25 protein-coding genes and 1 riboswitch are annotated in these 24,876 nt (G+C 49.1%); of the genes, 4 read left to right on the forward strand and 21 right to left on the reverse strand.

Annotated features, from left to right (window positions below; all coding sequences use genetic code 11):
* Nucleotides 1–36 precede the first annotated feature (36 nt).
* The 10 genes from cobS to cobD form a co-directional block, all read right to left on the reverse strand.
* The gene (gene cobS / locus QF049_RS16100) at nt 37–927 is read right to left on the reverse strand and encodes an adenosylcobinamide-GDP ribazoletransferase (RefSeq protein ID WP_307538835.1); all 891 of its coding nucleotides are present in this window, start codon (nt 925–927) and stop codon (nt 37–39) included.
* Complete coding sequence (gene cobU / locus QF049_RS16105; protein ID WP_307538838.1) at nt 924–1,484, reverse strand: bifunctional adenosylcobinamide kinase/adenosylcobinamide-phosphate guanylyltransferase; 561 nt, start codon at nt 1,482–1,484, stop codon at nt 924–926. The genes cobS and cobU overlap by 4 nt, the downstream gene beginning before the upstream one ends.
* Nucleotides 1,481–2,602 (reverse strand): nicotinate-nucleotide--dimethylbenzimidazole phosphoribosyltransferase, encoded by a 1,122-nt coding sequence (gene cobT / locus QF049_RS16110; protein WP_307538840.1) that lies wholly within the window; start codon nt 2,600–2,602, stop codon nt 1,481–1,483. Before cobT ends, cobU begins: the two co-directional genes overlap by 4 nt.
* Before the next feature lie 45 nt (nt 2,603–2,647).
* Entirely contained in the window at nt 2,648–3,484 is an 837-nt protein-coding gene (locus tag QF049_RS16115; RefSeq protein WP_373428349.1) for an ABC transporter ATP-binding protein, read from the reverse strand.
* Nucleotides 3,485–3,522: 38 nt separating this feature from the next.
* Nucleotides 3,523–4,569, reverse strand: coding sequence for a FecCD family ABC transporter permease (locus QF049_RS16120; RefSeq protein ID WP_091015237.1), 1,047 nt, complete (start codon nt 4,567–4,569; stop codon nt 3,523–3,525).
* Nucleotides 4,566–5,564 carry an ABC transporter substrate-binding protein gene (locus tag QF049_RS16125; protein ID WP_307538846.1) on the reverse strand — a complete coding sequence of 333 codons (999 nt, stop codon included), beginning with the start codon at nt 5,562–5,564 and terminating at the stop codon, nt 4,566–4,568. Before QF049_RS16125 ends, QF049_RS16120 begins: the two co-directional genes overlap by 4 nt.
* Before the next feature lie 409 nt (nt 5,565–5,973).
* Nucleotides 5,974–6,123: riboswitch (cobalamin riboswitch) on the reverse strand.
* 147 nt (nt 6,124–6,270) lie between these two features.
* On the reverse strand, nt 6,271–6,957 hold the full coding sequence (locus QF049_RS16130; RefSeq protein ID WP_307538848.1) for a histidine phosphatase family protein: 687 nt from the start codon (nt 6,955–6,957) through the stop codon (nt 6,271–6,273).
* Nucleotides 6,948–7,928 carry an adenosylcobinamide-phosphate synthase CbiB gene (gene cbiB / locus QF049_RS16135; protein ID WP_307543272.1) on the reverse strand — a complete coding sequence of 327 codons (981 nt, stop codon included), beginning with the start codon at nt 7,926–7,928 and terminating at the stop codon, nt 6,948–6,950. The genes QF049_RS16130 and cbiB overlap by 10 nt, the downstream gene beginning before the upstream one ends.
* 37 nt (nt 7,929–7,965) lie before the next feature.
* The gene (locus QF049_RS16140) at nt 7,966–8,802 is read right to left on the reverse strand and encodes an adenosylcobinamide amidohydrolase (RefSeq protein WP_307538850.1); all 837 of its coding nucleotides are present in this window, start codon (nt 8,800–8,802) and stop codon (nt 7,966–7,968) included.
* Nucleotides 8,799–9,989 carry a threonine-phosphate decarboxylase CobD gene (gene cobD, locus QF049_RS16145; RefSeq protein WP_307538852.1) on the reverse strand — a complete coding sequence of 397 codons (1,191 nt, stop codon included), beginning with the start codon at nt 9,987–9,989 and terminating at the stop codon, nt 8,799–8,801. The genes QF049_RS16140 and cobD overlap by 4 nt, the downstream gene beginning before the upstream one ends.
* A gap of 189 nt (nt 9,990–10,178) precedes the next feature.
* On the opposite strand from cobD, the gene lplA reads away from it, so the two are divergent.
* Complete coding sequence (gene lplA, locus QF049_RS16150; protein WP_237176486.1) at nt 10,179–11,183, forward strand: lipoate--protein ligase; 1,005 nt, start codon at nt 10,179–10,181, stop codon at nt 11,181–11,183.
* Nucleotides 11,184–11,424: 241 nt separating this feature from the next.
* Nucleotides 11,425–12,228: a Cof-type HAD-IIB family hydrolase gene (locus tag QF049_RS16155; protein WP_062833159.1), complete on the forward strand. Its 804-nt coding sequence runs from the start codon at nt 11,425–11,427 to the stop codon at nt 12,226–12,228.
* A gap of 167 nt (nt 12,229–12,395) precedes the next feature.
* On the opposite strand, the gene QF049_RS16160 is transcribed toward QF049_RS16155, so the two are convergent.
* Entirely contained in the window at nt 12,396–13,922 is a 1,527-nt protein-coding gene (locus tag QF049_RS16160; protein ID WP_307538856.1) for an FAD-dependent oxidoreductase, read from the reverse strand.
* A 156-nt stretch (nt 13,923–14,078) separates the two neighbouring features.
* On the opposite strand from QF049_RS16160, the gene QF049_RS16165 reads away from it, so the two are divergent.
* Nucleotides 14,079–14,648 (forward strand): TetR/AcrR family transcriptional regulator, encoded by a 570-nt coding sequence (locus QF049_RS16165; RefSeq protein WP_307538858.1) that lies wholly within the window; start codon nt 14,079–14,081, stop codon nt 14,646–14,648.
* 64 nt (nt 14,649–14,712) lie between these two features.
* Here the strand turns inward: QF049_RS16165 and QF049_RS16170 are convergent, their stop codons facing one another.
* Entirely contained in the window at nt 14,713–15,651 is a 939-nt protein-coding gene (locus QF049_RS16170; protein ID WP_307538860.1) for a DMT family transporter, read from the reverse strand.
* 120 nt (nt 15,652–15,771) lie between these two features.
* Between QF049_RS16170 and QF049_RS16175 the strand changes: the two genes are divergently transcribed.
* A complete protein-coding gene (locus QF049_RS16175) occupies nt 15,772–17,193 on the forward strand; it encodes an aminotransferase-like domain-containing protein (protein WP_307538862.1) in 1,422 nt (473 codons plus the stop codon).
* A gap of 140 nt (nt 17,194–17,333) precedes the next feature.
* On the opposite strand, the gene QF049_RS16180 is transcribed toward QF049_RS16175, so the two are convergent.
* The 9 genes from QF049_RS16180 to QF049_RS16220 all read right to left on the reverse strand — a co-directional run bounded on the left by QF049_RS16180 (nt 17,334) and on the right by QF049_RS16220 (nt 24,876).
* Nucleotides 17,334–17,960: an ABC-2 transporter permease gene (locus tag QF049_RS16180; RefSeq protein WP_307538864.1), complete on the reverse strand. Its 627-nt coding sequence runs from the start codon at nt 17,958–17,960 to the stop codon at nt 17,334–17,336.
* Nucleotides 17,953–18,819, reverse strand: a complete 867-nt coding sequence (locus QF049_RS16185; RefSeq protein ID WP_150366464.1) for an ABC transporter ATP-binding protein — start codon at nt 18,817–18,819, stop codon at nt 17,953–17,955. The genes QF049_RS16180 and QF049_RS16185 overlap by 8 nt, the downstream gene beginning before the upstream one ends.
* 5 nt (nt 18,820–18,824) lie before the next feature.
* A complete protein-coding gene (locus tag QF049_RS16190; protein ID WP_036610760.1) occupies nt 18,825–19,199 on the reverse strand; it encodes a GntR family transcriptional regulator in 375 nt (124 codons plus the stop codon).
* Between the two features lie 242 nt (nt 19,200–19,441).
* The gene (gene clpP / locus QF049_RS16195) at nt 19,442–20,023 is read right to left on the reverse strand and encodes an ATP-dependent Clp endopeptidase proteolytic subunit ClpP (RefSeq protein ID WP_307538868.1); all 582 of its coding nucleotides are present in this window, start codon (nt 20,021–20,023) and stop codon (nt 19,442–19,444) included.
* A gap of 18 nt (nt 20,024–20,041) precedes the next feature.
* Complete coding sequence (locus QF049_RS16200) at nt 20,042–20,914, reverse strand: RNA polymerase sigma factor (RefSeq protein WP_307538870.1); 873 nt, start codon at nt 20,912–20,914, stop codon at nt 20,042–20,044.
* A gap of 118 nt (nt 20,915–21,032) precedes the next feature.
* The gene (locus tag QF049_RS16205; RefSeq protein ID WP_307538873.1) at nt 21,033–21,839 is read right to left on the reverse strand and encodes an MBL fold metallo-hydrolase; all 807 of its coding nucleotides are present in this window, start codon (nt 21,837–21,839) and stop codon (nt 21,033–21,035) included.
* Between the two features lie 279 nt (nt 21,840–22,118).
* A complete protein-coding gene (locus QF049_RS16210; RefSeq protein ID WP_105597729.1) occupies nt 22,119–22,565 on the reverse strand; it encodes a hypothetical protein in 447 nt (148 codons plus the stop codon).
* Nucleotides 22,566–22,721: 156 nt separating this feature from the next.
* Nucleotides 22,722–23,786: a sulfate ABC transporter substrate-binding protein gene (locus QF049_RS16215; protein WP_307538876.1), complete on the reverse strand. Its 1,065-nt coding sequence runs from the start codon at nt 23,784–23,786 to the stop codon at nt 22,722–22,724.
* Nucleotides 23,787–23,811: 25 nt separating this feature from the next.
* Nucleotides 23,812–24,876: a sulfate/molybdate ABC transporter ATP-binding protein gene (locus QF049_RS16220; RefSeq protein WP_036610770.1), complete on the reverse strand. Its 1,065-nt coding sequence runs from the start codon at nt 24,874–24,876 to the stop codon at nt 23,812–23,814.

Below are 24,876 nucleotides of genomic sequence, written 5' to 3' on the forward strand. Positions count from 1 at the left end.
GCGTAACGCTATCCAAACTGCTTCACACTTCAAAAGTTAAAGCCAGAACATTCCTTGAAGCACGCTCAGCACGGTCAACAAAACCGCCTCCAACAGCTCATTCATGGCACCATACGTATCTCCGGTTAAACCGCCGAGCCGTTCACTGATCCGGGCAGCCACGAATCGGCCGATGTAATAACACGCCACAGGCAGTATAATAACTGCCGTCACCGGGTATAGCCACCATGGCAGTGTTCCCAGACCACTCACCATCGCATCCGCAATCCCCATATCCGGCTTGAAAAGCCACACCGCGGCAAACGTAACTGCACCTGCGGTCAAGGTCAGGCCAACGGCTGAGCTGCGTGCACGCTGGACCTCCTTCCGATCACCCAGACCTTTGAACAATACGGCAAGTCCATCATCTCCGCGGGCATTAGGCCAGGCCGACATCGCATACACCATGAACCAGCGGCTCCAGATCATGGGCAGAATCAGCAACGCACCGTACACCCAGTGGCCCCGGGCAATAAAATCGGCGATCAGCGCAGCTTTCATCATAAGCAGCAGCACACAGGCAATTACCCCCATGGCCCCTACACGGCTGTCCTTCATAATCTCCAGCATCCGCTCACGGGTACGATAACTGAGCAAGCCATCCGCCGTATCCATCCATCCGTCAAGATGGAGTCCTCCGGTGAGCCATACCCATAACGTTAGGGTCAGGACGGCAGCCGGTAAGGCCGGAAGCACTGCACCACTTAAGGCTCCCAAGAGCCAGACACACAGACCGATTGCAGCACCGACCAGCGGATAAAAGACAACACTTTCCCGCAGCAGCGGCGGGACAAAATCGATTTGCATTTTGACAGGGAAACGGGACAAAAATTGAAAAGCGGCTACCGCCGCATGTTTGCGCTGAGGAGCAGTCGCGCCTTCCTTCATAAGCGATACTCCTTGCTTTTTAGTTCAATCGCAATGCCTACGGTCACCAGAAACACTTCACCGCATATCGCCGCAATGCGCTGATTCAATACACCGGCCAGATCCCGATATTTCCTGCCAAGGGCATATTCCGGTACGATTCCGTCCCCCACTTCATTCGTAACCAGAACAAGCAACCCGGGATAGGTTCGAATCGCTTCAACCAGCGCGTCCAAATGTCCCTGTAATACCTGCTTCTCGTCATGCTCATGTGCTAACAAAACATTTGTCAGCCATAACGTCAGGCAATCCACCAGAATAGTGGGTGCAGAAGTCCCTGTGTGCCCTTCACCCATACGGTTAATCAAAGCAGGCAAATGTATCGGCTCTTCCATCGTGTGCCACAGATACCCTGATGCCTCGCGCTGATGCTGATGCATGGCGATACGCTCACGCATTTCATCATCGTACGCCTGAGCTGTCGCCACATACCACGCCTCCGAGGAACGCTGCATGCAGAGACGTTCGGCAAAGGAGCTTTTGCCACTGCGTGCCCCGCCCGTCACCAGTACGCTCATCTAGAACTCTCTCCTTGCAGGGATGAATCAACCGACGCAGCGGAATCTGGAGCAGAGCTTGTGCCATCCGAGACACCCGCGCTTGCAAAGGTTGCCATCTCATTTAGAATGAGACATGCTGCGTCAATCAGATGAAGACTGAGCACGCCGCCTGTGCCTTCACCCAGACGCATGTCCAGATCCAGCATCGCTTTCAGGTCCAGTTCACGCAGCAGCGCTCCATGTCCATTTTCGTGTGACGTATGAGAAGCGATCATATAAGCTGTACTCAGAGGTGCAAGTTGTCTCGCCACCAGCGCTGCCGCTGTAGAGATGAACCCGTCTACAACGACCGGGCAACGATGAGATGCTGCTGCGAGAATAACCCCTGTGAGTCCGGCAATCTCTAGTCCACCCACCTTGCACAGAACATCCAGTGCATCTCCCGGGTTTGGTGCATTTACGCTAAGCGCCCGGCTGACTACAGCAGCCTTGCGCTGCAAGCCTGCATCATCAATGCCGGTTCCTCGCCCCACGGCGGCAGCTGGTGCAACTCCGGTTAACGCGCTCATTACCGCAGCACTTGCAGTGGTGTTGCCAATTCCCATCTCCCCGGTGACAAACAGCTGTGTTCCCTTCGCCACCTCTGCCGATACAACTTCGGCTCCTGCAAGGATAGCCCGAACTGCCTCATCCCGGGTCATCGCTGCCCCTCGGGCCATGTTGGCTGTGCCTTTGCGAATTTTACAGGAGAGCAGGCCCGGATGTTCAAGATCGGCATTCACCCCGATATCCACACAGATCACATCAGCACCTGCGTGACGTGCAAGCACATTCACGGCTGCGCCCCCAGCGAGGAAATTCATGACCATCTGCGGGGTTACTTCAGCAGGAAAAGCACTGATGCCTTCTTCCACTACGCCGTGATCTGCCGCCATGACAATGACCGCCCTGTGATCAAAACGCGGACGTGCATTGCCCGTCATACCTGCCAGGCGGATCACCAGCTCTTCCAATTTGCCCAGACTTCCCGGCGGCTTCGTCAACGAATCCACATGTGCAGAGGTTTCTGCCGCGACTTCCTGATCAGGAGCAGTAATCCTTTGCATTAAATGCTCCAACACCTGTTCATTATTCATACAACCAGCACTTCCTTCATCAAAATATGGGTTGCCCTGCTTCATTTAATCGATGTCCCGCCGCAGCAGCAGTTGAGGTATGGCATGGTCGGGGTGAGAGACAATCGCGGGTTTGACGCGAAATATATCCTGGATATTCTCATCGTTGATTAACGTATGAGGCGTGCCCTTTCCAACCGCAATGCCCTCACGCAGCGCCAGAATGTGATCGCAAAATAACGCGGCCAGATTCAGATCATGCAGCACAGCCACAATCGTAATGTTATTTCTCTGTCGCCATGCCGATAACAATTCCATGAATTGCAATTGATATTTAATATCCAGAAACGTGGTCGGCTCGTCCAGCAGTAGTAACCTCGGCTCCTGAGCCATAACTTTGGCTAGTGCGACCCGCTGACGTTGCCCGCCGCTGAGTGCATCCAGCGGTCTGTCCGCCATACCAGTCAATCCCAGGTCTTCAAGCACTCTGTCCACCACAAGTGCCCCATCGCCCACTTCCCGCCCCAGCCAGTTCTGGTATGGATATCGCCCCATCTCCACCACGTCCCGTACGGGATAAGAGATGGGTGGCAAGCCGTCCTGCTGCAATACAGCGATCATGCGCGACAGGTCCTTACGGCTGTAAGAGCCAATGTCTCGACCATCGATACGTATCTGACCTTCGCTTAACTGTTCCGTTCCGGCAATAAGCTGGATCAGGGTGGACTTGCCACTGCCGTTTGGCCCGACAACGCCCCACCAGTCACCTTCGCCAACATGCCAGTCTACATTGCGCAGTGCCTGATGATTGCCATATGACTTCCCTGCTCCCTTAATGGAGATAAGTGAAGTCGAGTTGGAACTGGTACTGGAATGGGTACTTGTACTAGAAGCCGAAACCATGCCCCGAAGTTGATTCGTACGACTTTCCTTCTCTTCACTCATGGCATCATCCCCTTCTGCAACTTTTTATTCCGGTGCAGCAGGTAAGCAAAGAACGGCGCACCAACAAAGGCGGTGACAACACCGAGCGGAATCTCAGTTGGCGCCAGCAACGACCTTGCGATGGTATCGGCCCACACCATGAAGATCGCTCCACCAATGGCAGACAAAGGTACCAGCAGTCGGTAATCCGGTCCCACCAGCAGCCGCAACATATGGGGGATCACCAATCCAACGAATCCAATGACACCCGATACGGAGACAGCACCTGCGGTCAGCAGTGTGCCAACTGCCAGTACCGACAGCTTGAGTCTGTCCACCCCGATCCCGATATGTGCCGCTTGACGTTCTCCCAGTGCAAGCACATTCAACGAGCGTGCGCGGCTCCAGAGAAAGACCAGTCCTAACAGAAAATACGGGAAAAGGATGGCCGTATACGACCACCCACGCAGAGCCAGACTTCCCATCGTCCAGTATATAATTTCATTAATGGTTTGTTTCGACATGGTCGACAGGAAGGAAACAACTGCGCCCAGGAAACTTTGCATGACCACACCAGCCAGAATGAGGCTGTGTGTAGGTATTTTACGCCCTTCACGAGCCAGTGCCATCACAAACCATAACGTGATTACACCCGTCAAAAACGCCACCAGTGGCAACGTCCAGATTCCGATCAGTGCATACTGCAATCCGAAGAAAATCAGAAAGGCTGCCCCCACCGAAGCACCGGATGAAACGCCCAGTGTGAACGGGTCTGCCAGCGGGTTCCGAAGAACCCCCTGGAATCCCGTACCGGCAATCGCCAACGATGCGCCCACGAGCACGGCAAGCAGTACACGTGGGAATCTGACTTTCCAGATAATCTGTTCGGCTGCCCTATTCCAATCCGGTGTAATCCAATCGCCCACCCAGGGAATTTTGTGAATCAGGATGCCTGCAATATCCCGGATCGGCAACGCTACTGAACCAATGCCCGTGCAGATGAGCACGGTGAGCACCAGCAGCACCATGCCCGTCGTTCCGAACAGGATCAGCTTTTTACTCATTGGAACAAGTCAGGGTAGATCGCTTTGGCTACTTCTTTCAACCCTTGAGTTACACGTGGACCCGGACGGCTCAGCAGGTTGGCATCCAGGCCAATAACCGCATCATTTTTCACCGCTGTAATTTGATCCCAGCCGCTGCGCGCCTTGATGATCTGATCCAGTGTTTTGGAGTTTTCATCAATCACATCGTTGGCATACAGGATCACATCGGGGTTGGAGGCAATCACATTCTCTTCATTAATTTCATACCAACCCTCTTGGTCCGAAGCAATATTGGTACCGCCGGCTACGGTGATCAACTCATCCATGAACTCACCCTTACCTACGGTCCAACCTGGGGAGAACTCAATATATACTTTTTTCTTTTCCTCCGGTTTAACGGCTTTCACCGCTTCCGTCACATCCGTTACATCCTGCTTCATCTGTGTGATTAACTTCTGTGCCTGCTCCTGATGATCGGTAATTTTACCGAACGTTTCGATATTACTCATGACATCGTCGATGGATTTGGGATCCGTTTTGAATATGGTAATACCCAAATCACGCAGCTTTTTCACCGCATCCTCGCTCATTGAAATACCAGTGAACACGATGTCCGCATCTGCTGCAATAACCGTTTCTTCATTCGGCTTGTTAATGCCACCCATTTTCGCTTTGGTTTTTGCCGCTTCCGGGTAATCGTCATAATCGGATACACCAATAATCTCATTGTCCAGTCCGAGGGCAAACAAAGACTCCGTTTCAGCTGGAGATACAGAGACAATTTTGGTTGGCGCCTTTTCAAAAGTGAAAGACTCCCCCGTTGCATCCGTAATCGTCAGTGGATATTGGGTTTTGAGGTCTGTCTGCGCCTGGCCTTGGGACTGCTCCTGTGCCGGTTGCTGTGAAGTACCTGTGCCCTCGTTTGTTGTTGCATTGCCACATCCGGCCAAAGCCAGGGCGAGTGCCGCTGCACTTAGCAGGGACGCTACGTTTTTCCAATTCTTGAAATTCATTCTGTTATTCTCCCCTTCTCTATTTGTACTATTTTCTTGCATCGTGCTCAAACTCCTACTCCCATGCCTTGGTGTTCCTGTACAAGATTTGAACTCAACATTTACACGTTAACGGAGAGTGCAGAACCGATCTGAAGAAACGAAGTGTTCGCCTTTATCACCGGATTTTCCCTTTCGAAAAGGGAATCAAAAAAATCTGGGGATAACAGCGATCGGAAGATGGTACTGCAATCGTAGTGACCTCGTGTAAAATTGGCCTCGTTCATGTTACATGAACAATAAAAAATCCCTAATCCTTACGTCCAGGATTAGGGATGACGTCTCGCATATGGCAATCTGTACATGTTCAACCAAGGGTTGTCCATGCGCATAGAATAGCCCGAAACGCTGTCCTTTCCTCGAAGGAACACCGGTTTGTACGTCCAGGGCAGGTAACCTGACTTACAGGAATCATCCTGTTTTACAGTGGCGGGACCGTGCCGGATTTGCACCGGCTTCCCCATTTCACCCTTGTGTATTTCATGGCTCGTAGTAATCTGCCATGAAAACAGCCTTCACACGCGGGACCCTTGGTCGCTGATATGGTAAACCATTGCCGTGTAATTTCTGCATGCTGCATACTCCTTCAGGCTTCACACCCTGCAGCGTATCTGTACCCATGCTGAAGTCACACTTCTGTTGTGATTATAGGGTATATTGTACATCCTTACAACCCGATTGGCGGAAAAGTCACTCTGCTGCCAAACCACTGATTCCCCTGTTGATCAAGCTGAACCTGAATCGCCTGTCCCGGGACAACATGTGTATCCCAGAATCCAAGACCGGGAATCAGACGGGACAAGACATAGCGGATGACACCACCATGCGTAACCACAACTATGGTTGACTCGCGCCCCTCATCAACGTGCATCGAAGGACGACCCTCCAACAACATCTCTTGGAGAAAGGAATCCAACCGTCCGGTAAACTCCTGCCACGATTCCCCTCCGGGCGGAGTGACCTCCTGTGGCGCATCAATCCAGCTTCGGTACACAGGGTTATCCTTGAGCTGATCATACGTCAGCCCTTCCCACTCTCCAAAATCATTCTCGCGCAGACGCGAGTCGAACTTCACCTGTCCGATGGCATCAGGAAGAATCTGTTCCAGCGTCTGCCGACAGCGAAGCAGATCACTGCAATATACCTCGTGCCACGAAACACCGCTCAATTGTTCATGAAGCGGAGCCAGTTCTTCTTTGGCATTTGGCAGCAGACCGATTTCGGTATGCCCCAGGTATCTTTTTTCCACATTCCACAGCGTTGTCCCATGACGGACCCACAGAATGTTTCGTTTCAGCGGCCCGGGTTGGTCCCTATGTACTTCATTGCCTGCATTCTCTTCATTTACGGCCATAACAGCGTTCCTCCTGCCAGCCACACCCCCAGCGTTATGAACACGCATAGTATCACAAAAGCCCCTGCCGACCAGAACATCAGGCGTGATGTTAGCACAATATCCTCGGCTTCCATCGGCCGTGTGGCTTCACCCATGTAGGCACGAAATGAAGCAACGCCGTGATACACGTTATGTCCGCCAAGCCGGATGCCCAGTGCTCCAGCCACCGCTGATTCGGGAAAACCGCTATTCGGACTTGGATGTAGTCTTGCATCCCGTTCGACCATGCGTGCTGCTCCTTTGGCGTCCAGCTTCATGACCCAGGCACCCACGATTAACAGCATCGCGGTCAGCCGGGCGGGTATCCAGTTCGCCACATCATCCAGACGGGCCGAGGCCCAACCAAGATGCAGATACTTGTCATTTTTATATCCGACCATGGAATCCAGTGTGTTGACGGCGCGATAAGCCATGGCTAGTGGAGCGCCTCCAATGAGCGCATAGAATAACGGCGATACAATGGCATCCACGATATTTTCAGCTACCGTCTCTACCGTTCCCCGCACAACTTCAGGTTCGTCCAGATGCGCTGTATCACGGCCTACAATCATGCCCAGTGAACGTCTGGCAGCCGGCCAATCCTGCTGCTTTAGATGACGATACACTTCCATACCTGCATCCTTCAGCCCTTTTGAAGCAATGGTCGTTGCGATGAGCACCACTTCAGCTGCCACCGCAATGACAGGATGAATCAACCCAAGCATATATACGAGTCCCCATGTGATGGCAAAGGAACCCCCCGCAATCACAATTGGGAACAACAGCCCGGCTCTCTTCAGCCCCGAATCTGTGTTCACACGCGAGCGAATGACACGCTCCAACGCCGAGATGCCTTTTCCCATGCCAATCACCGGATGGGGAATCCAGCGCGGATCTCCGATACATCGGTCCAACAGGTAAGACAGTATAATAATCCAGGCTCCCGCCATGCCTGTCCAGAACGGCCAGGTCCATAGATGCTCCAGCTCAAAAGTCATTTGTGCCCGACCCTCTCTTTCCATACAATCCGGCCCGAAGGCTCTCTGTCACCGTGTCGTACACCAATCTGCCAATCGCCGCCCCTGCCGTAGTGGCTGTCCCGGCATATGTGATCATCGGATGAGGTTCCTCCACTGCCTGACGTACCGCCAACACAATGGCATCGGTTGTGGTGCCGGTGGCGGGCAAACCGTTCTCCGAATCCAGAACACCCGCGTCCGCCAACGCGGCCGCTTTGGCTTCCACCGCCGTCTGTACTGCATTCACCATCGCCCCGCTGGTCATGCGTCCATTCAACCAGAGCATGATGTTAATTGTACCCGGGACATAGGGGGCCATCGTTAGATTCCGTGCTGAAGGAGCAGAGCGCTCCCTGCCGGAAGACATCGTCTTATTTCCCGCCGCATCAAATACCGTTCTCTCCGACCCCGCGCGTGCGGCATTCGATACACCCGCAGTGGTACAGCACAGAAGACCAAATTCATCACTTGTATATTCCTGAATGGAGGTATGCTCCAGCCTTACGGCCGTCAATAATCCGGCACATTGATCCCCTGGCTCTTGCCATTCGTTCAGTGCTTGTTCGATATCACGGGGCGGATCATCACAGCGGTAATGCCTGTCCACATAGATGTTAAATATGCGATCCAGTTCAAGCATCCCGCCGCCATATACCGCACTCGACAGCGCTTGGGCTGACCTTGGGCTCTGTGCTTTGATATGTCGTTCATATGCAGATATGTTCAGTCCCGGCCAGGAAGAGGACGCATATTCATTCTCACCTGTTACTCCATTGGCAAAGTAGTTATAAAACGGGAGTGTCACGACCGCTTCCCTCCCTGTTCCTGTTCCGAATTATTCGCCTTCTCCTGCTGACTTGATTCATGAATGGAAGACTGATCGACATTTGGATATCCCTTGCTTTCCAGCACGCTGCCCAGCACTTCGAGTAATGTGGAATTGGCGTCTGCATCCTTGACCGCGAAACGTACATGCCCTTCGTCAAGCCCCGGATACATGGCACAGCTGCGAATCAGGATACCCCTTTGGCCCAGCGCCTCCTGCATGGATGCTGCTGTCCAAGGCGCTGGAACACGTGCCAAAATAAAGTTCGCTTCTCCCGGTGTCACCGCACATCCATACGCCTGCAGTCCAGCGATGAGACGCCCCCGTTCCCCCGTGATCTGTGATATGGTCTCCTGTTCGTACCGTTCTCCGCTGTGCAAACAGGCTTCACCTGCCATGAGCGCCAGACCGTTAACACTCCACGTCACCTGTTTCTTCGTCATCGCCTGGATGTATTCCGCACGACCCAAAGCATAGCCGAGACGCAAGCCCGGAATGGCATAAAACTTCGTCATCGAACGAATGATGATTACATTGGGATAGTCGCTCAGATGTGCTGCCAGGGACTGACGCCGGTTTACCGGAATAAAATCCATAAAGGCCTCGTCAATGACGAGTACGGTTTCCGTTTTTTCTGCTTTACGGGCAAGTCTTTGCAATACTTCAAGCGGATATTGTACACCGTTCGGATTGTTGGGCTGGCCAAGGAAGAGCAGGTCTACCTTTTCCATGAGCTGCTCAATGTCATTGGGTTCCGCTCGCCACGCCAGTTCTTCTCTGCCCTTCGTATGCACTACCTCAGCACCGAATTGTCGGGCCAATGCGCGGTACTCCGAGAATCCCGGTTCCACCGTACCCACCTTGCGCGGGGCAAGCCCCAGTAGAATAAGCGCCATACTTTCGGCTGCACCATTGCCCACGGAAATCTGCTCCTGCATCACACCAAGACGCTCGCTCAGCAGTGCTTTGAATCCCCGATGCCCCGGATCGGGATATCGAATCACCGACTGCCATCCTTGCTGTATAGCCTTCAGCACCCCTCTGGGCGGACCGAGCGGATTAATGTTGGCACTGAAATCCAGAAAATCAGCGGCTTCCCTCCCAAATCGTGACGCAGCCGTCTCCACGTCCCCGCCATGTCCGAATACTTCGATATAACCGGTCATTCTTCCGTCATCCTTTCTGTATGTCCTTTTTATTATGGATGGCACGGGAGGTGTGGGTCAATCCTGTTTTCTTTGTGTCCCAACCATAATTCGTTTACAATAGAAGAGGAATTTCGGTTCCGTTTGATATCCAAGGTTCACTACATAAGGGACTAGCAATCCCTCACATACATTAATGGAGGAATGACCATGCTGTTTGTAGACAACCAGGGCATTACAGATCCTTCTGTAAACCTTGCCATTGAGGAGTACATTCTGAAGCATCTGCCGATGGAGGATGACAGCTATCTGCTGTTCTACATCAACCGTCCGTCGATCATCATCGGAAAACATCAAAATACGATTGAAGAAATTAATATCGAGTACGTTCAGGATAACGGTGTGCAGGTGGTTCGTCGTCTTTCGGGAGGCGGAGCGGTATATCACGATCTGGGCAACCTGAATTTCAGTTTTATTACAGCGGATGACGGTCAATCCTTCCACAATTTCCGCAAGTTCACCCAGCCTGTGGTTGAAGCTTTGCACGAGCTTGGTGTAAATGCCGAGTTGACCGGGCGTAATGATCTGCAAGTCGGCGAAAAGAAAATTTCGGGCAACGCCCAGTTTTCCACACGTGGGCGCATGTTCAGTCATGGCACATTGATGTTTGATCTGAATCTGGAGCATGTTCAGGCTTCCCTGAACGTCAATCCCGAGAAGTTCAAATCCAAGAGCACCAAGTCCGTGCGCAGCCGGGTCGCCAACATACGGGATCTGATTGACACCAACTTGACGATTGAGCAGTTCCGTGATGAGCTTTTACGTCACATTTTCAGAATGGAGCCACAAGACGTCCCGCAATACAAGCTGACTGACAAGGACTGGGACAAAATCAAGGAAATCTCTGCTGAGCGTTATAACAACTGGGACTGGAACTATGGCTTGTCTCCGGAAAGCAATGTGAAGCACACTCGCAAATTCCCTGTTGGCATCATCGATCTGCGCATGAACATTAAGGATGGACGCATCGAAGATATCAAAATCTTTGGTGACTTCTTCGGTGTAGGCGATGTGGCGGATATCGAAAATATGCTGCGCGGCAAACGTTATGAGGAATCCGAGGTGCGTACTGCACTTGAGGGCCTGGACGTAAAACATTACTTCGGCAACCTTGAGCTGGAAGACTTTATCGGCCTTGTTTTTTTGGAAGAGTAGGTATATAAGTTCAATCCAAGGATGTTTACACCTGCCACTCCGATGACAGAATAACCTTCCGATCGCTGTTATCCCCAGATTTTTTGATTCCCTTATTCGAAAGGGAAAATCCGGTGATAAAGGCGAACGCTCTGCTTCTTCAGGTTTTTTCTGTCCTCTCCGTTCTCGTGTAAAACGTTCATATTGAACTGATATAAATAAAGTCGGGTATAGATACAGATAAAAAAGGAGAGAAACACAGATGACCTACAAATTGATTGCAATCGACATTGATGACACCCTGATCAACGACAACAAGGAAGTTACCCCTGCTACACAGACAGCACTGGAACAAGCGGTTGCCCATGGTGTAACTGTGACACTCGCGACTGGACGTGCTTATGCTTCCGCACAAGCGCTTGCTCGTCAAACCGGACTTAACGTGCCGATCATTACGTATCAAGGCGCATTGGTGAAAAACCTGCTGGACGAAAAAGTCCTCTATGAGCGTTACGTTCCACAGGAAGCTTCCCGCAAATTGTATGATTACTGCCTGGAGAACAATCTCCACCTTCAAACATACATTGACGACAAGCTGTATGCCCGTGAGGAAAACGACAAGCTGCGTGATTATGCCAAATTAAACGGCACCCAATATTATATCGAATCTGATTTCATCAAAGTCATCGAACAAAAAACACCGAAGCTGCTTATTATCGATGAGCCAGACTACTTGGATAAGGTTGCCGTTGACCTGCGTGAATTGCTCGGACCACAAGTGCATATTACAAAGTCCAAACCTTACTTCCTGGAGATCATGCACAATGAAGGAACTAAAGGCCACGCCCTTACGTTCCTGGCTGACCACTTCGGTCACCAGCTCAGCGAGTGTATTGCCATCGGCGACTCATGGAACGACCATGAGATGCTCGAAGTTGCTGGTCTTGGTGTAGCGATGGGGAATGCCATCCCTGCGCTGAAAGAGCTGGCGGACTACATTACGGCAAGTAATAACGAAGACGGTGTAAAAGAGGTTATTGAGAAGTTTGTGCTGAACGCAGAGTAAATAAGATCAACGAACAGCCCAGTCCGGCGAATTTCGCCGTGCAGGGCTGTTTTTTTGATTTTAAAAATATGTTCATTATCCTATTAAAACGATTATATTTCTCTGTTATTTTTTATGTTTTGAGAGCAACAATGCGCTGACTTTCACGCACCACGATTCATTGTCTCTTACTTGCTCATGGCATGCTGGAAAGACTCCAGCAGTTTCTTGATTTGCCCATCAAATTCCAGTTGAAATGACGGAATGATCTCATCTATTCTTTGCTGGAACAGCTCCGGATCTTGGACACCAAGCTCCGCTCTTAACTCCATTTCTTCTTCGGAACCATTGTCGTTCAGGATCATGTTCAGGATTTCACCTTTAAAGTATTCACTTGGAGGAAGGATTAGAGCATTCATCAGGAACTGGGTAAAAAAGAGATGTTTATTATTTTCCTGACTCGCCTTTTTCATAGCCTGCTTAGTAAACAAGTTTATATACTTCTGAGCAAACGCAACCCCTTTCATTCGGGAAGGCCCAACATGTTCGACCCCTTTCCAACGCAGATCGGCCACCGAACTAAGCCACCAGGCCGGTTCAATGGCCTGCTGCATACGAAGTAACACTTGGCGCTCAAACTGCGGCTCAGGATGCATTCGCTGCTCATCCAAACATTTCTCTATGGTCTCGACTTCAATTGCAGCGACCGTCATGCCTTGGCCATGGATCGGATCGAAACTGCAAAATGCATCGCCAAGGACGAGTAACCCGGAGGGCCAATTCTCCATCAGTTCAAAATGTTGACGGACAGACTCGGAAATACGGTATCCACGCGGCCCTTGAAAAGGCTCCAGCTGTTCTGCCAACGCTACGATTTCATCCGAAGCAAACAGATGTTTGATTTGCTCTTGGAACTCATCCGGATGAGTTGAAGGATATTCATCTCCTCCTGCGTTGAACAATAATAGTCCAGCGATATCATTTTCAATGCGCCACAACATGCCTGCACGAATTCCTTGCACAGGATCGGACTCTGTTATCACCGTACCCCAGTCGTTTTGAATAGAGGATGGTATCTTATAATAGCGCGTGCTGTAACCAAGCGACACCTTCAGCACTTCCGGCTCAGGCACGGAAAACGCTATCTGTTCAAGCCATTTGATCAATTTGGAAGAACGTCCCGAGGCATCAATAACCATATCTGCTGCAAGCATTTCTTCCCGGTTATCCCTACCTCTTATTTTGGTATACACGCCTGTAATCGAACGCTCATCTTCTGATGCCATTAACCCGGTAACTTCCGTACTCGTTAAGAAGCTTATTTGATCTATGTGCTGGACTCGCTGACGCAGTACCCATTCCAGCAGAGCTCTGCTGCTCGATGCAATTTTGAATGAGGAAGCAGCATTCGCCTTATTAACTAATCTACCATAGCGATTGGCAATCATAAACTTCTCTTCATGTGAAGGAATGGCACCAAGCGCGACCAATTCGTCATTGTATCCGGGAAAGTAATTTTCCAGAATGAGTCCGCCGCGCGGTAATACACGATGTGGATGAAAGGATTGAGGTACACCCTGCCGATTTGCCGGCTCCGAAGGCAATTCATCTCGCTCAATGATACATACCTCATCATAATAATCAGATAACATCCTTGCAGTGATTAACCCTGCGATACCTGCCCCGATCACCACAGCTTTTTTCATGTCGGACATCGCCACTTCACCCTCTCTAATCCATCATATTTTATCTACACTTGTAGCCCTATCAAAAAATTACTTATAATACCAATATACACTTGAAATCTCGTATCATGTAAGAATCATTGTGTTGATAATATATAGCTAAACTACAATAAGGAAATGATGTAGATGAAAATGATTGATAAAAAGGTGGATTTGAGAGTTACCCGAACTCATAAATTGTTAAAGGTGGCGCTACTCGATCTGTTATGTGAGAAAGGCCAGCTATTCAGCAATATCACAATTAATGAGATATGTGACAAAGCTATGGTTCACCGAACAACGTTTTACAAACATTTCAAAGATAAATTTGCTCTACTGTCCTCCACCCTAACTTATGTCCTTCGGGATTATTTACACATGAATGTAGAAGATCGATTACAGCAGCCTTTGCAAAGCGTATCTAAAATTTTGTTTGGAAATGTACTAGAGACAATTGTGCAGAACCAACAGAAGGATGAGGCGTTTAACAACTTTTTCATACATTATATCGGAGAGATATTCAGAAGAGATTTTCTGGAATTGAAGAGAAGAGGTAAACAATTTTCACTTCCCATAGAACTTGTAGCGGATTTTCACTCGGGGGTGATTCGTTTACTTGTGACGTGGTGGATACAACATTATGAAGAAAATGTTACGGCAGAACAGATGGATGAATATTACTACCTACTGGTTAACGAGAACATCATGTTGGAATAACAAACAGCTCAACCTAGAATCAATGGCTGATTTTGAGTTTGAGCTGCATACTTTCAAACTTCACCTATTTTAAAACAGATTCGGAAGCCTGCACTGTCATCCTCGCACGACTTCTTTTCTTCAACCAGCCGCTCACCTTCTCATTCATCGCCAGCAGACCTGAAACGACCAGCACCACACCGATCCACGTAACCCAGCTGACATGCTCACCATAGACAACAGCGCCAAGCCCCACGGCAATGGGTGGTGAAATGTATAACCAGGTTGCCGGGAATAACGGATTAGTGCGTGACATAATCCAATAGAACAGACTATGCCCCACCATGGAGCCAATGACAGTCAAATAGATCACCGACGAGACGGCAGGCACCCAGTCCAGAGCAGACATATTCCACGATTCCGTTCCGGCCGAGAGCAGGGATAACAGCAGTCCCCCATACATCATCTGCACCGCATTGATTGCTACAGGACTAGCCTCCTTGAACTGATGAATGACCTTTTTGGAGTACAATGCACCTGCCGAATAACAGACTTCCCCCACCAATACCGCAATACAGCCCCATATGAACAGGGAACCTGCACCAAGCGATACACCTGGCAGTACAACCAGAACCACACCGGTGAACCCGATTAGGCAGCCTACCATCATACGGGCAGATGTTTTTTGCCGTAACAGTGCCGTCTGCATCAACATAATCATCAGCGGCCCTGTCGCTGACAAAATAGCACCCACACCCGAGCTCACATGCTGTTCAGCCCAATATAATGTGGCAAAGGTGCCGAAGGTCAGACCCGCTCCCGTCAGCAGCATCTCCTTGCGGAACAGCAGGGACCAGCTCACTTTGCCCTTCATCCACATCCATGCAAACATCAGCGCTCCCGCGATTACAAAACGCAGTCCGGCTGACAGAAAAGGCGGCATGCCTGCCTCTACTCCAATTTTAATAGCCAGAAATGTTGTACCGAAAATAAGACACATAACCGTAAATGCAATCCCCACCATGATAACCACTCCTTTGTCTGTTCTCCATCATATCTCATGGTCTACAGAACAGAATGAACAAAACAGAACAGTTTTCTCCCATTAGCTGTTACAATAGAGTTTAAAAGGAGTGTGAGCCGGGTGGGCAAAACCTTGATGATGACAGATAACAGCCTGAAATTATATGAGCAAGTCATCCATTATCTCGTTGTACGTATAGAAGCGGGAGAGTGGGGCGAACATGAAAAACTGCCATCTGTACGAAGCCTGTCCGAGCTACTCGGCGTACATCGTCTGACCGTCTTCAAAGCCTATCAGGAGTTAAAGGAACGTGGGAGTGTTTATGTGAAGGACAAGTCCGGCTATTATGTCAGTCCATCAACTCCCTTCTCAGTAACGGATCAGGCGGATGATCCCGCCGTGTCTGCTTGGCTGCATTGGGATTCACTAGCACGAGTACAGTCCCTTGAAGCAGAATACCAGTTTTCCAAATCGTTAATCGATCCCTCTCTGTTGCCCAACCGTTATTGGGGTGAACTAATGCGTGATTTGCTAGATCAATATCCCCGTTTGCTCGGAACGTATTCCACAATTCAGGGAGATCTGGAATTGCGAAGTGCGCTGGCAAGCCATCTAACAAAAAAAGAACGTTTCTATCTCTCTGCAGACGAAGTGCTCATTACATCGGGTGCCCAGCAAGCGATCGATGTCATCTCGCGGACGCTGGTCAAACCCGGAGATCGGGTGTTGATGGAACGGCCTACGTATGGACCAGCAATGGAGATTTTCCGCAAACAAGGTGCTCGTCTGATCTTTACGGATATTCACTCGGACGGGTATGATCTGGAGCAGATCGAACATCTGATGAAAAGTGAGAAGCCGCGTCTCTTTTATATGACACCGACCTTTCAGAATCCAACCGGCATTAATGTTCCAGTAGAACAGCGCAAGCAGTTACCCGAACTTGCAGAACAGTATGGTTGTTTTCTGCTCGAAGACGACAGCACCTATGATATCTATCTTAAGGAAAAACCTCCTGCACCCATTTTCACCTACGACACCACTGGACACACCCTATACATCCGCAGTTACAGCAAGTATGTTGCACCCGGGCTGCGAATTGCAGCCATCATATGCCGTCAGCGTTTCATGCCGGGACTACAGGCTGTAAAATCACTGACAGATAACGGAACGCCCCTTCTGAACCAGAAGCTTTTTCTCCGTTATTTTCAGTCAGAACGTATGCATCAGCATCTGTCCAAGCTGCGGACCGCCATCCAGCTACGGATGGAAGTGATGGAACAATATCTGCTGGAAACGGACTGGACGTGGACCCGGCCAGAGGGCGGACTCAACTTTTGGGTAGAGCTTCCTGAGGGTGTGGATACAGGGAGATTGCTTCACCGATGCATGGAACAATCCGTTGCCTTTGTACCCGGAACCGTATTTGATTCTTCGGATCATTCCGCCAGTGGCAAGCTGCGCCTGTCCTTCTCTTATGCACATGAGCAGCAGATTCGGGAAGGCATGAGCAGGCTTATTACGCTGGCTAAAGAAATGTAAGGTTTGGATTTCCTGGAACTGACATCACTCCGAAGAATATCAAATGCAATTGCCCTCTCACTCTGCTACATCAAAAAAAGTCGCCTTGTGGCGACTTTACTTTTGGTGTTCTATATTCTCTACCTGCACCCGCTATGTCCTTAAAGGTCTTTTCTTGCAAACAGGCGGATCGTAATTAGATAAGACACTACAAACAAACCTATAATGCCTACAGAAACCAATGCCATTGTCGTTGTGGTAATCATACCGTTCTCGTTGGCCATACTCATGAGGTACGCAACGGGTTGCGCCAGTATAATCATGCAGACCATGAATATCGCATTGATGATACCAGCACCTTTTTTGCTAAGTCCGTAGAAAAGAGGCATGTATATGGAAACTAATACAAGCACCATGCCTACGGCAATGACAATATCCCTAAGTGAATAATTTGGCTTGTTCAGTTCAGGATAATTCAGGTTCACAAGCTGGTGAATTCCAAACGACACGAGCACCCCGAATAACGTATAGACTATAGCAGAGAGGTACTTGGCTTTCACAATCTGTTTGCGGCTAATGGGGAGCGTGACCAGAAAATTATGATTATGATTCTTGATATCAATCATGGTTGCCAGCATGACCGAACCAAAGGCTGTGTAGATGCCTACAAAATACATTGACAGTTCACTCTGGGGTATAAAGGCGAGACTAAATACCACCAGGTATAACCCAATCGTCCACAGTGAACTTTTCAGTACAATGAAATCTTTACGAAGCAAGTTAAGCATATTTGCGTCCTCCCTTCGCCGTAAAATAAATGAGGTCTTCCAACGTAGGTCTTTGTAAAAGAGCAAGCCTGCCAAATAACTGTTCGGCCTCTGCCTTATGATCCGACAATGCTTCAAAACCAACGGCTGTCTCGCGTATTCCGATGAAATGTTTCCGAATGTCGGAATCAAGCAGATCCATATCCCCTTTTACAATCGTATACCTTTCCAGCACATCATCTTTGGCTTCATTGAACACCAGTTTTCCTTGATGAATAAACGTAATGTAGTCTGCAATACGTTCCAGATCGGTCGTAATATGCGTCGAGAAAATAATGGACCTTGTTTCGTCCTGTATCATATCTGCAAGCAGATCGAGCAGTTCCCGCCTAAATACAGGATCAAGCCCGGATGTTGGTTCATCCATAATCAGCAAATCTGCTTCATGCGACAAAGCTACGGCGAGAGAATACTTGATCTTCATGCCTTTGGACAGATCCTGAATTTTCTTTTTTGGAGACAGTTCGAACTGATCCAAGTAGTCATTGAACGCTTTATTATCCCATTTGGTGTAAAAAGGAGCGATCATTTGTGTCATTTCCCGGATCGTTAGATGCTCATAGTAAAAACATTCATCGGACACAATGCCAAGGCGCTGCTTGATGTCAACTTCCTGATTGGGCATTTCACTGCCCAATGTCTTGAGGCTCCCCTTATCGGGATGGATCAGACCCGTGATCATTTTGATCAAAGTACTCTTTCCCGCCCCATTCGGACCAATAAGTCCCGTGATATATCCTTTTTTCACATCAAGAGATACATTATCTACTTTAAATAAGGGATACGTTTTGGTTACATTACGTAATTCGATAGCGTTCATTATGCTTATTCCTCCTCAACCAACAATGTAAGATGATGGATTACATCCTGTGAACTCATGCCCAGTTCTCTGCTCTCACGAATCACTTCGAGCATCTTCTCTTCCAATTGTTTCATCCGCCGCTCTCGAATAAAGTCCTGATTGGCTCCAGATACAAAGCTCCCTTTGCCTACAACTGAATCGATCAGTTTCTCCTTCTCCAGCTCTTCATAGACACGTTTAGTTGTAATAACACTGACTTGCAGATCCTTGGCGAGCTGCCGAATGGAGGGGAGACTATCTCCAGCAACCAATTCTCCGCTCAAGATGCTCTGTCTGATCTGAGTTAAAATCTGCATATAGATCGGATCACTCGATGCGTTCGATATTAAAATGTTAATCTTTCCTCACCTCATTGATGTTAAATAGTTTTCGGTAGGTATAGTGTATATATATAATATATACACTATACCTACCGATGGTCAATCTTTATTTCAGATTGTTCTCATTCTGATTGTTCTTATTCTGATCCAATCCATAGACACGGACTGGCTAATCTGGACGACAAAAAGAGGACGTCAGTTTCCTGTTCGTCCTCTTGATTAATCAAGCCCGAAAGGTCACATGACCTTCCGGGCTACTGTTATGAGCTGGATATGACCTTATCCACCAATCCATATTCGACGGCTTCAGCAGCGGTCAGGAAATAATCTCGATCTGAGTCCTTCTCAATCCGCTCAATTGACTGTCCTGTATGTTCGGCTAACAGCTTGTTAAGACGTTGACGATGTTGAATGATGCGGTTAGCATGAATCAGCATATCCGACGCCTGCCCTCGCGTACCGCCATGTGGCTGATGGATCATGATCTCACTGTTGGGCAATGCCATACGTTTGCCTTTTGTTCCACCCACCAACAATATCGTACCAAAACTTGCCGCCATACCTGTACAGATCGTGGAGATATCTGGCTTCACGAATTGCATCGTGTCATAGATCGAAAATCCTGCGGTCACCGACCCACCAGGGCTGTTGATGTACATCTGGATGTCCTTTTCCGGGTCCTCTGCAGTCAAAAACAATAACTGGGCCACGATGGCATTTGCCATCTGATCCTCAATCTCTCCGGACACCATAATGATCCTGTCTTTGAGCAAACGGGAATAAATATCATAACTCCGCTCTCCGCGAGCAGTTTGTTCCACTACATAGGGCACTACATTCATATGTGTCGCCTCCTCGGTTTAGGCAACCATGTTGATCGTGTACCCGCCTCCATATGACATCGAGTTCATGCCAGAAGTAGAGTACCCGTACATCATTGGCTGCATGGATGGAGACGGCAAAGTCTGCTGCAAAATCGTCCCCGCCACAGCCATCGGATCATCGGTCCGATTCAGGCACAGATCAATGATTCGGGCTGTATCCCCATTACGAAATGCCAGCAGATAGCTGCGCAGTTCCTCCCGATTGTCCTCCACTGCGCCCTCCTCATACTGCAATTCTGTGTCCGATTGTTCCAACCTGTGCCTCACTTCTGCTATAGCAGAGCGGGCTCGACTTAAGGCTGCTTTCACAGCACCTTCTGTCGTATCCAGCATTTCCGCAGTCTCTGCCGCCTTATAACCCATTAATTCACGTAATACATATATCACTCGCTGCCACGGTGGTAGCGTATTTACAAGAAGTTGTACGGCAGACTCCATCTCCTCGAATCGCCTTTCCTCCTCCATCTCGTGCAAGAGCGGCTTCAAGCTATCCAGTTTATATGCCAATCTCTCCCGCTGACGTAAGATATCAATCCAGCTGTTGCGTGCAATACGAATCAGATAAGCTTCCCAGTTTATATCTTTATTCATCCCGGAAGATCCAACCACTCTCGACGACAATACTTTGAGACAGGTCTCCTGAACCAGATCTTCCGTGTCTGGAACTGATTTCGTCAGAGATAAACAATACGCATACAACGAACCCATCAGATCGGGTAGTACGGTATGGATGCTTTGGTTCAATTGATTTTTTCTGTCGTTGCCATTGAATTCAATATCGAATTTATCTTGTTTACCATCATCATGTGGTCTGTTGATTCTGCAATCCACGGACTTCACAAAGGCCATCTTGGGGGCCCCCCTTTGCTGGTTCCTGATTGATTTTGACTTACACTATGTAAACGAAGAACCCCTTGTAAAGGATACGCTCTTCTGAATTTATTTTTATTACGCTAGTTAAGTTGGGTTACGCATTCGTTTCCAGCTTTAATGTTCCAAGCGGCACCTTCATCCCGGTAAGGGCAATCGTAATACGTTGATCCAGATTATAATTCTGCCGTACATCGACGTCATGAGACATATGTGTAAAATAAGTATGACCCGGTTTCAGTTCCCACAGCAGCTCCTGCGCCTCACGCATATCGTACACGGAACGTGTTGAGAATTCAGCAAGTTCATGCACAAAGCTTGTTCCAAGCACCAGCAGATCCAGTCCGTGCAACGGCTCTTTTTCGGATGTCTTCAGGTCAATAGCATCTGAACAGTACGCCCAGCTATACCCGTCTCGATCTAGCCGATATGCGTACGAATATCCGTTATGTCCATGGCATACTTTCCAGGAATGTACCTTCCAGCCGCCCAGTTCAATATCATCATCCGTTTCCAGAAAGTCCATATGACGACCCAACCAGGGAAACTGTCCCTGAATGGTCGCAATCACTTCACGTGGTGCATACAAACGTCCCTTTACACCCAGCCAGCGGCACGCATCCGCCCATTCCGGCAATCCTCCAATATGGTCAAAATGGGCATGAGTGATGAGCAGCGTATGCACCATACGTAATCCCTGATCCTCCATCTGTGATCTCCAGTCCGGTCCGCAGTCAATCATGAACTGTTCATTCGCACCATCCCCACCACCGTCAATCAGAACAGAAGAACGTTTCCGTTTATTTTCTCCCGTAAGCCTTGCCTCTGTACATATTTCGCAATCACAATACACACGTGGAACGCCCATCGCATCGCCAGTGCCCAGAAATGTTAGCTGATTCAATCCGCATTCCCCCTGAATTAATGATATGTAAATTGTAATCGTCCACCCCTGTTTTTGCAAAAAAAAGACCATCCCGCTGCAGTTCTCCACTGCAATTCGGGACAGTCTGTGGTCTGACCGTTCACCGTCAGACTTTAATTCCATGCTTCGCTCCATTCGGGAGCGTACGCTTCGTCAGCATGTGGTGCAACCTTATAAGCGGGTCATCCGCATGAAGATCAGGCCTTACCTTTTAAACAGGCCACGACTCATTAATTCGAGTCACACTCGGCGCTGGAACTACACCAGTGCCCGCAGCTTCAACGTCAGTTCCTGACCCGCAGGTACATCCTTCGAATCCGTAATCACCCAGTTCGACGCAAGCCGTTTCGCCAGCACCTCTGCCTGCTCCGGTTTCAGCTGTAATCCGGTGACGATTCCTTCACCCACTGTGAAGTCTCTCTCTGGCTGTACCTTAAAGGCCTTTTCCAACCAGATTCCGAGTCCACCACGCGTGTTAAAGGTAATCCGGTAGCCGTCTTTCACTGCTGCCTCCAGATTTTCACCATGCTCATCCGCATACGAGAAAAATTCGTTATATCGGTATTCCTCTTCAGACACGGCGTCAAAAGCGGAAACGTCTTTGGCTTGAATGGCTTTTAAAATTTCTTCCTCAGGCATCCCCTTACCTCGGGCCTGCTCCAGTCGAATTGCTGTACTTTGGGATAATTTGATCTCTGCACTCATCCAACTCACACCTTCCTGCTAGTACTATGTAACAATCATGATTCAGTATACCTCTATTATAACCCTTTGGCAGTAAAAAACCTCCATCTCTACTTCCATTGAAATGAAGGTTTAGTTCCACATGCTCGGTTACCTATTCGATTACATCAGCCATACTCATAATCCCGCGAGCACCTGATACCACACGCCGCGTTTGGAGTACAACGTACTGCGAACTTCGTCCCATCCCCCTAGATAATTGATATCAAATAGTCCTTCTGGCGTTGGGAATGTGGACTCCGTCTGTGCAAATACATCCGGATCTACTGAACGAAAACCATGCTTGGCAAAAATGCGCTGTGCTTCTGGTGTACGCAGATAGGCGACAAAAGCTTCCGCAAGTTCACGATTCCCATGTTTGTCGGCATATTTATTCACCACAACTGCCGGATTCTCAATCAGGATCGTATTTTTCGGAATAACGATGTCATAATCCACACCTTTGGCGATCCGGGCTAGCAGTTCATTTTCATACGTGACGATTACATCACCCACACCATATTCAAATGCCGCCATCGAAGAACGCCCACTCTTGTCCAATGACTCAACGTTACGATGTACCTGTTCGAGAAAAGCCTTGGCTGCGGCAGGATCTTTCTTCCCCTCTTGCTCCTCCGACAGTTTCAATCCAGCACCGTAAATGGCATTAATATCCCATTGTGCACCACCGGATGTCTTTGGATTAGGGTAGAGTACCTTCACTCCCGGCTTGGTTAAATCCTGAAAATCATGAATTCCGAGCGGGTTGCCCGCTCTTGTGCCCAGAACAACAATTGAACGGGTGATCATGCCCTCATGAGGGGTCTGTTTCCAATCGGAGCTAACCAGATCGGCTTTGACCAACTTCTCGATATCACTCTCCATCGCGAGCAAGGCTACATCAGCCTCGAATCCACCAACGATGGCTCTTGCCTGTGTGCCCGAAGCTTCATAGGACTCTTGAAAGTTAATCGTCTGTCCGGTTTTTGCCTTCCACTCCTCTTGGAACTTGGGCAGCAATTCGCCTACAGCATCTTTCGCTACACTATAAGCACCAATCACTAGCGTATTGGATGAATCGTTACCAGAGGGCTCGTTCTGTTCGCTTGACTCCTCCTGCTTGCTGCATCCAGCGGTCATGCAGACGAGCAGAAGTATGAGGGCAACATATAAGAGTATGGCTTTCTTCTTCCTCGTCTGCATGGGCAGCCCCTTTCTTCCACTTGATCTAAATCATCACCGGCATCGGATCTTCCTTCAGTCGGTTCTCAACCACCCAACTGTTGGAGTCATTGAACAGGTATGCACGGTGTACAAGGACTCGAATTTGTTGACCGATCTCCAATGTCGTTTTCTCCAGGGAACGATATGTGATTAACTTATGACCCTGTACGTCCACCTCTACCATCCATTCACTACCGCGGAAATGAAGATGTTTGACTGTACCTTTTTCCGTTGCAGACAACATGGTGAATTCGTTTTTCAAGCCGATCTCAATATACTCCGGTCGAATCAGCGCTTTGGTGTGTTCACCCTCGACGGCATGTTCGAATCCTTTCAACTGGGAAGCATCCTCCACAACCGTAGACTCCCCGATAAATGTAGCGACAAACGGTGTCTGCGGGTTTTTGTAGATATCCCAAGGTGTGCCCTTCTGTTCCAGACGCCCTTGGCTGATAATCATAATTTCGTCCGCCACTTCAATCGCTTCATCCTGGTCATGCGTTACAAAAATCGAAGTGATTCCTACCCGCTCGATTAGCTCCCGCAACCATGAACGCAGTTCCTGACGGATCTTGGCATCAATGGCCGCGAACGGTTCGTCCAGCAATAATAGCTGTGGCTCCGGGGCGAGTGCTCTGGCAAAAGCCACACGCTGACGCTGCCCACCAGATAACTGATGTGGATAGCGCTGTTCAAAACCTTTTAATCCGGTCAGTTCAACAAGTTCCATCACCCGATCACGGATCTGGGCTTTTGGTGTCTTCTTGACCTTGAGTCCAAAAGCAATATTCTCAAATACCGTCATATGTTTGAACAAGGCATAGTTCTGGAATACAAATCCGATGCCCCGCTCCTGTGGAGGCAGATGGTTCACGACTTTTCCGTGAAAGCGAATCTCTCCGGAACCCGGATTCTCCAGACCCGCAAGCATCCGCAGAATGGACGTTTTCCCGCCACCGCTGGGTCCAAGCAGACCGATCAGATGGCCTTTGGCAATATCGAATGAGACATCTTTTACCGCATGAAAATCACCGAAATGTTTGTTCAAATCACGGACTTCTACATGCAT

This window comes from Paenibacillus sp. W4I10, assembly GCF_030816325.1.
In the GTDB taxonomy this organism is placed as follows: domain Bacteria; phylum Bacillota; class Bacilli; order Paenibacillales; family Paenibacillaceae; genus Paenibacillus; species Paenibacillus amylolyticus_B.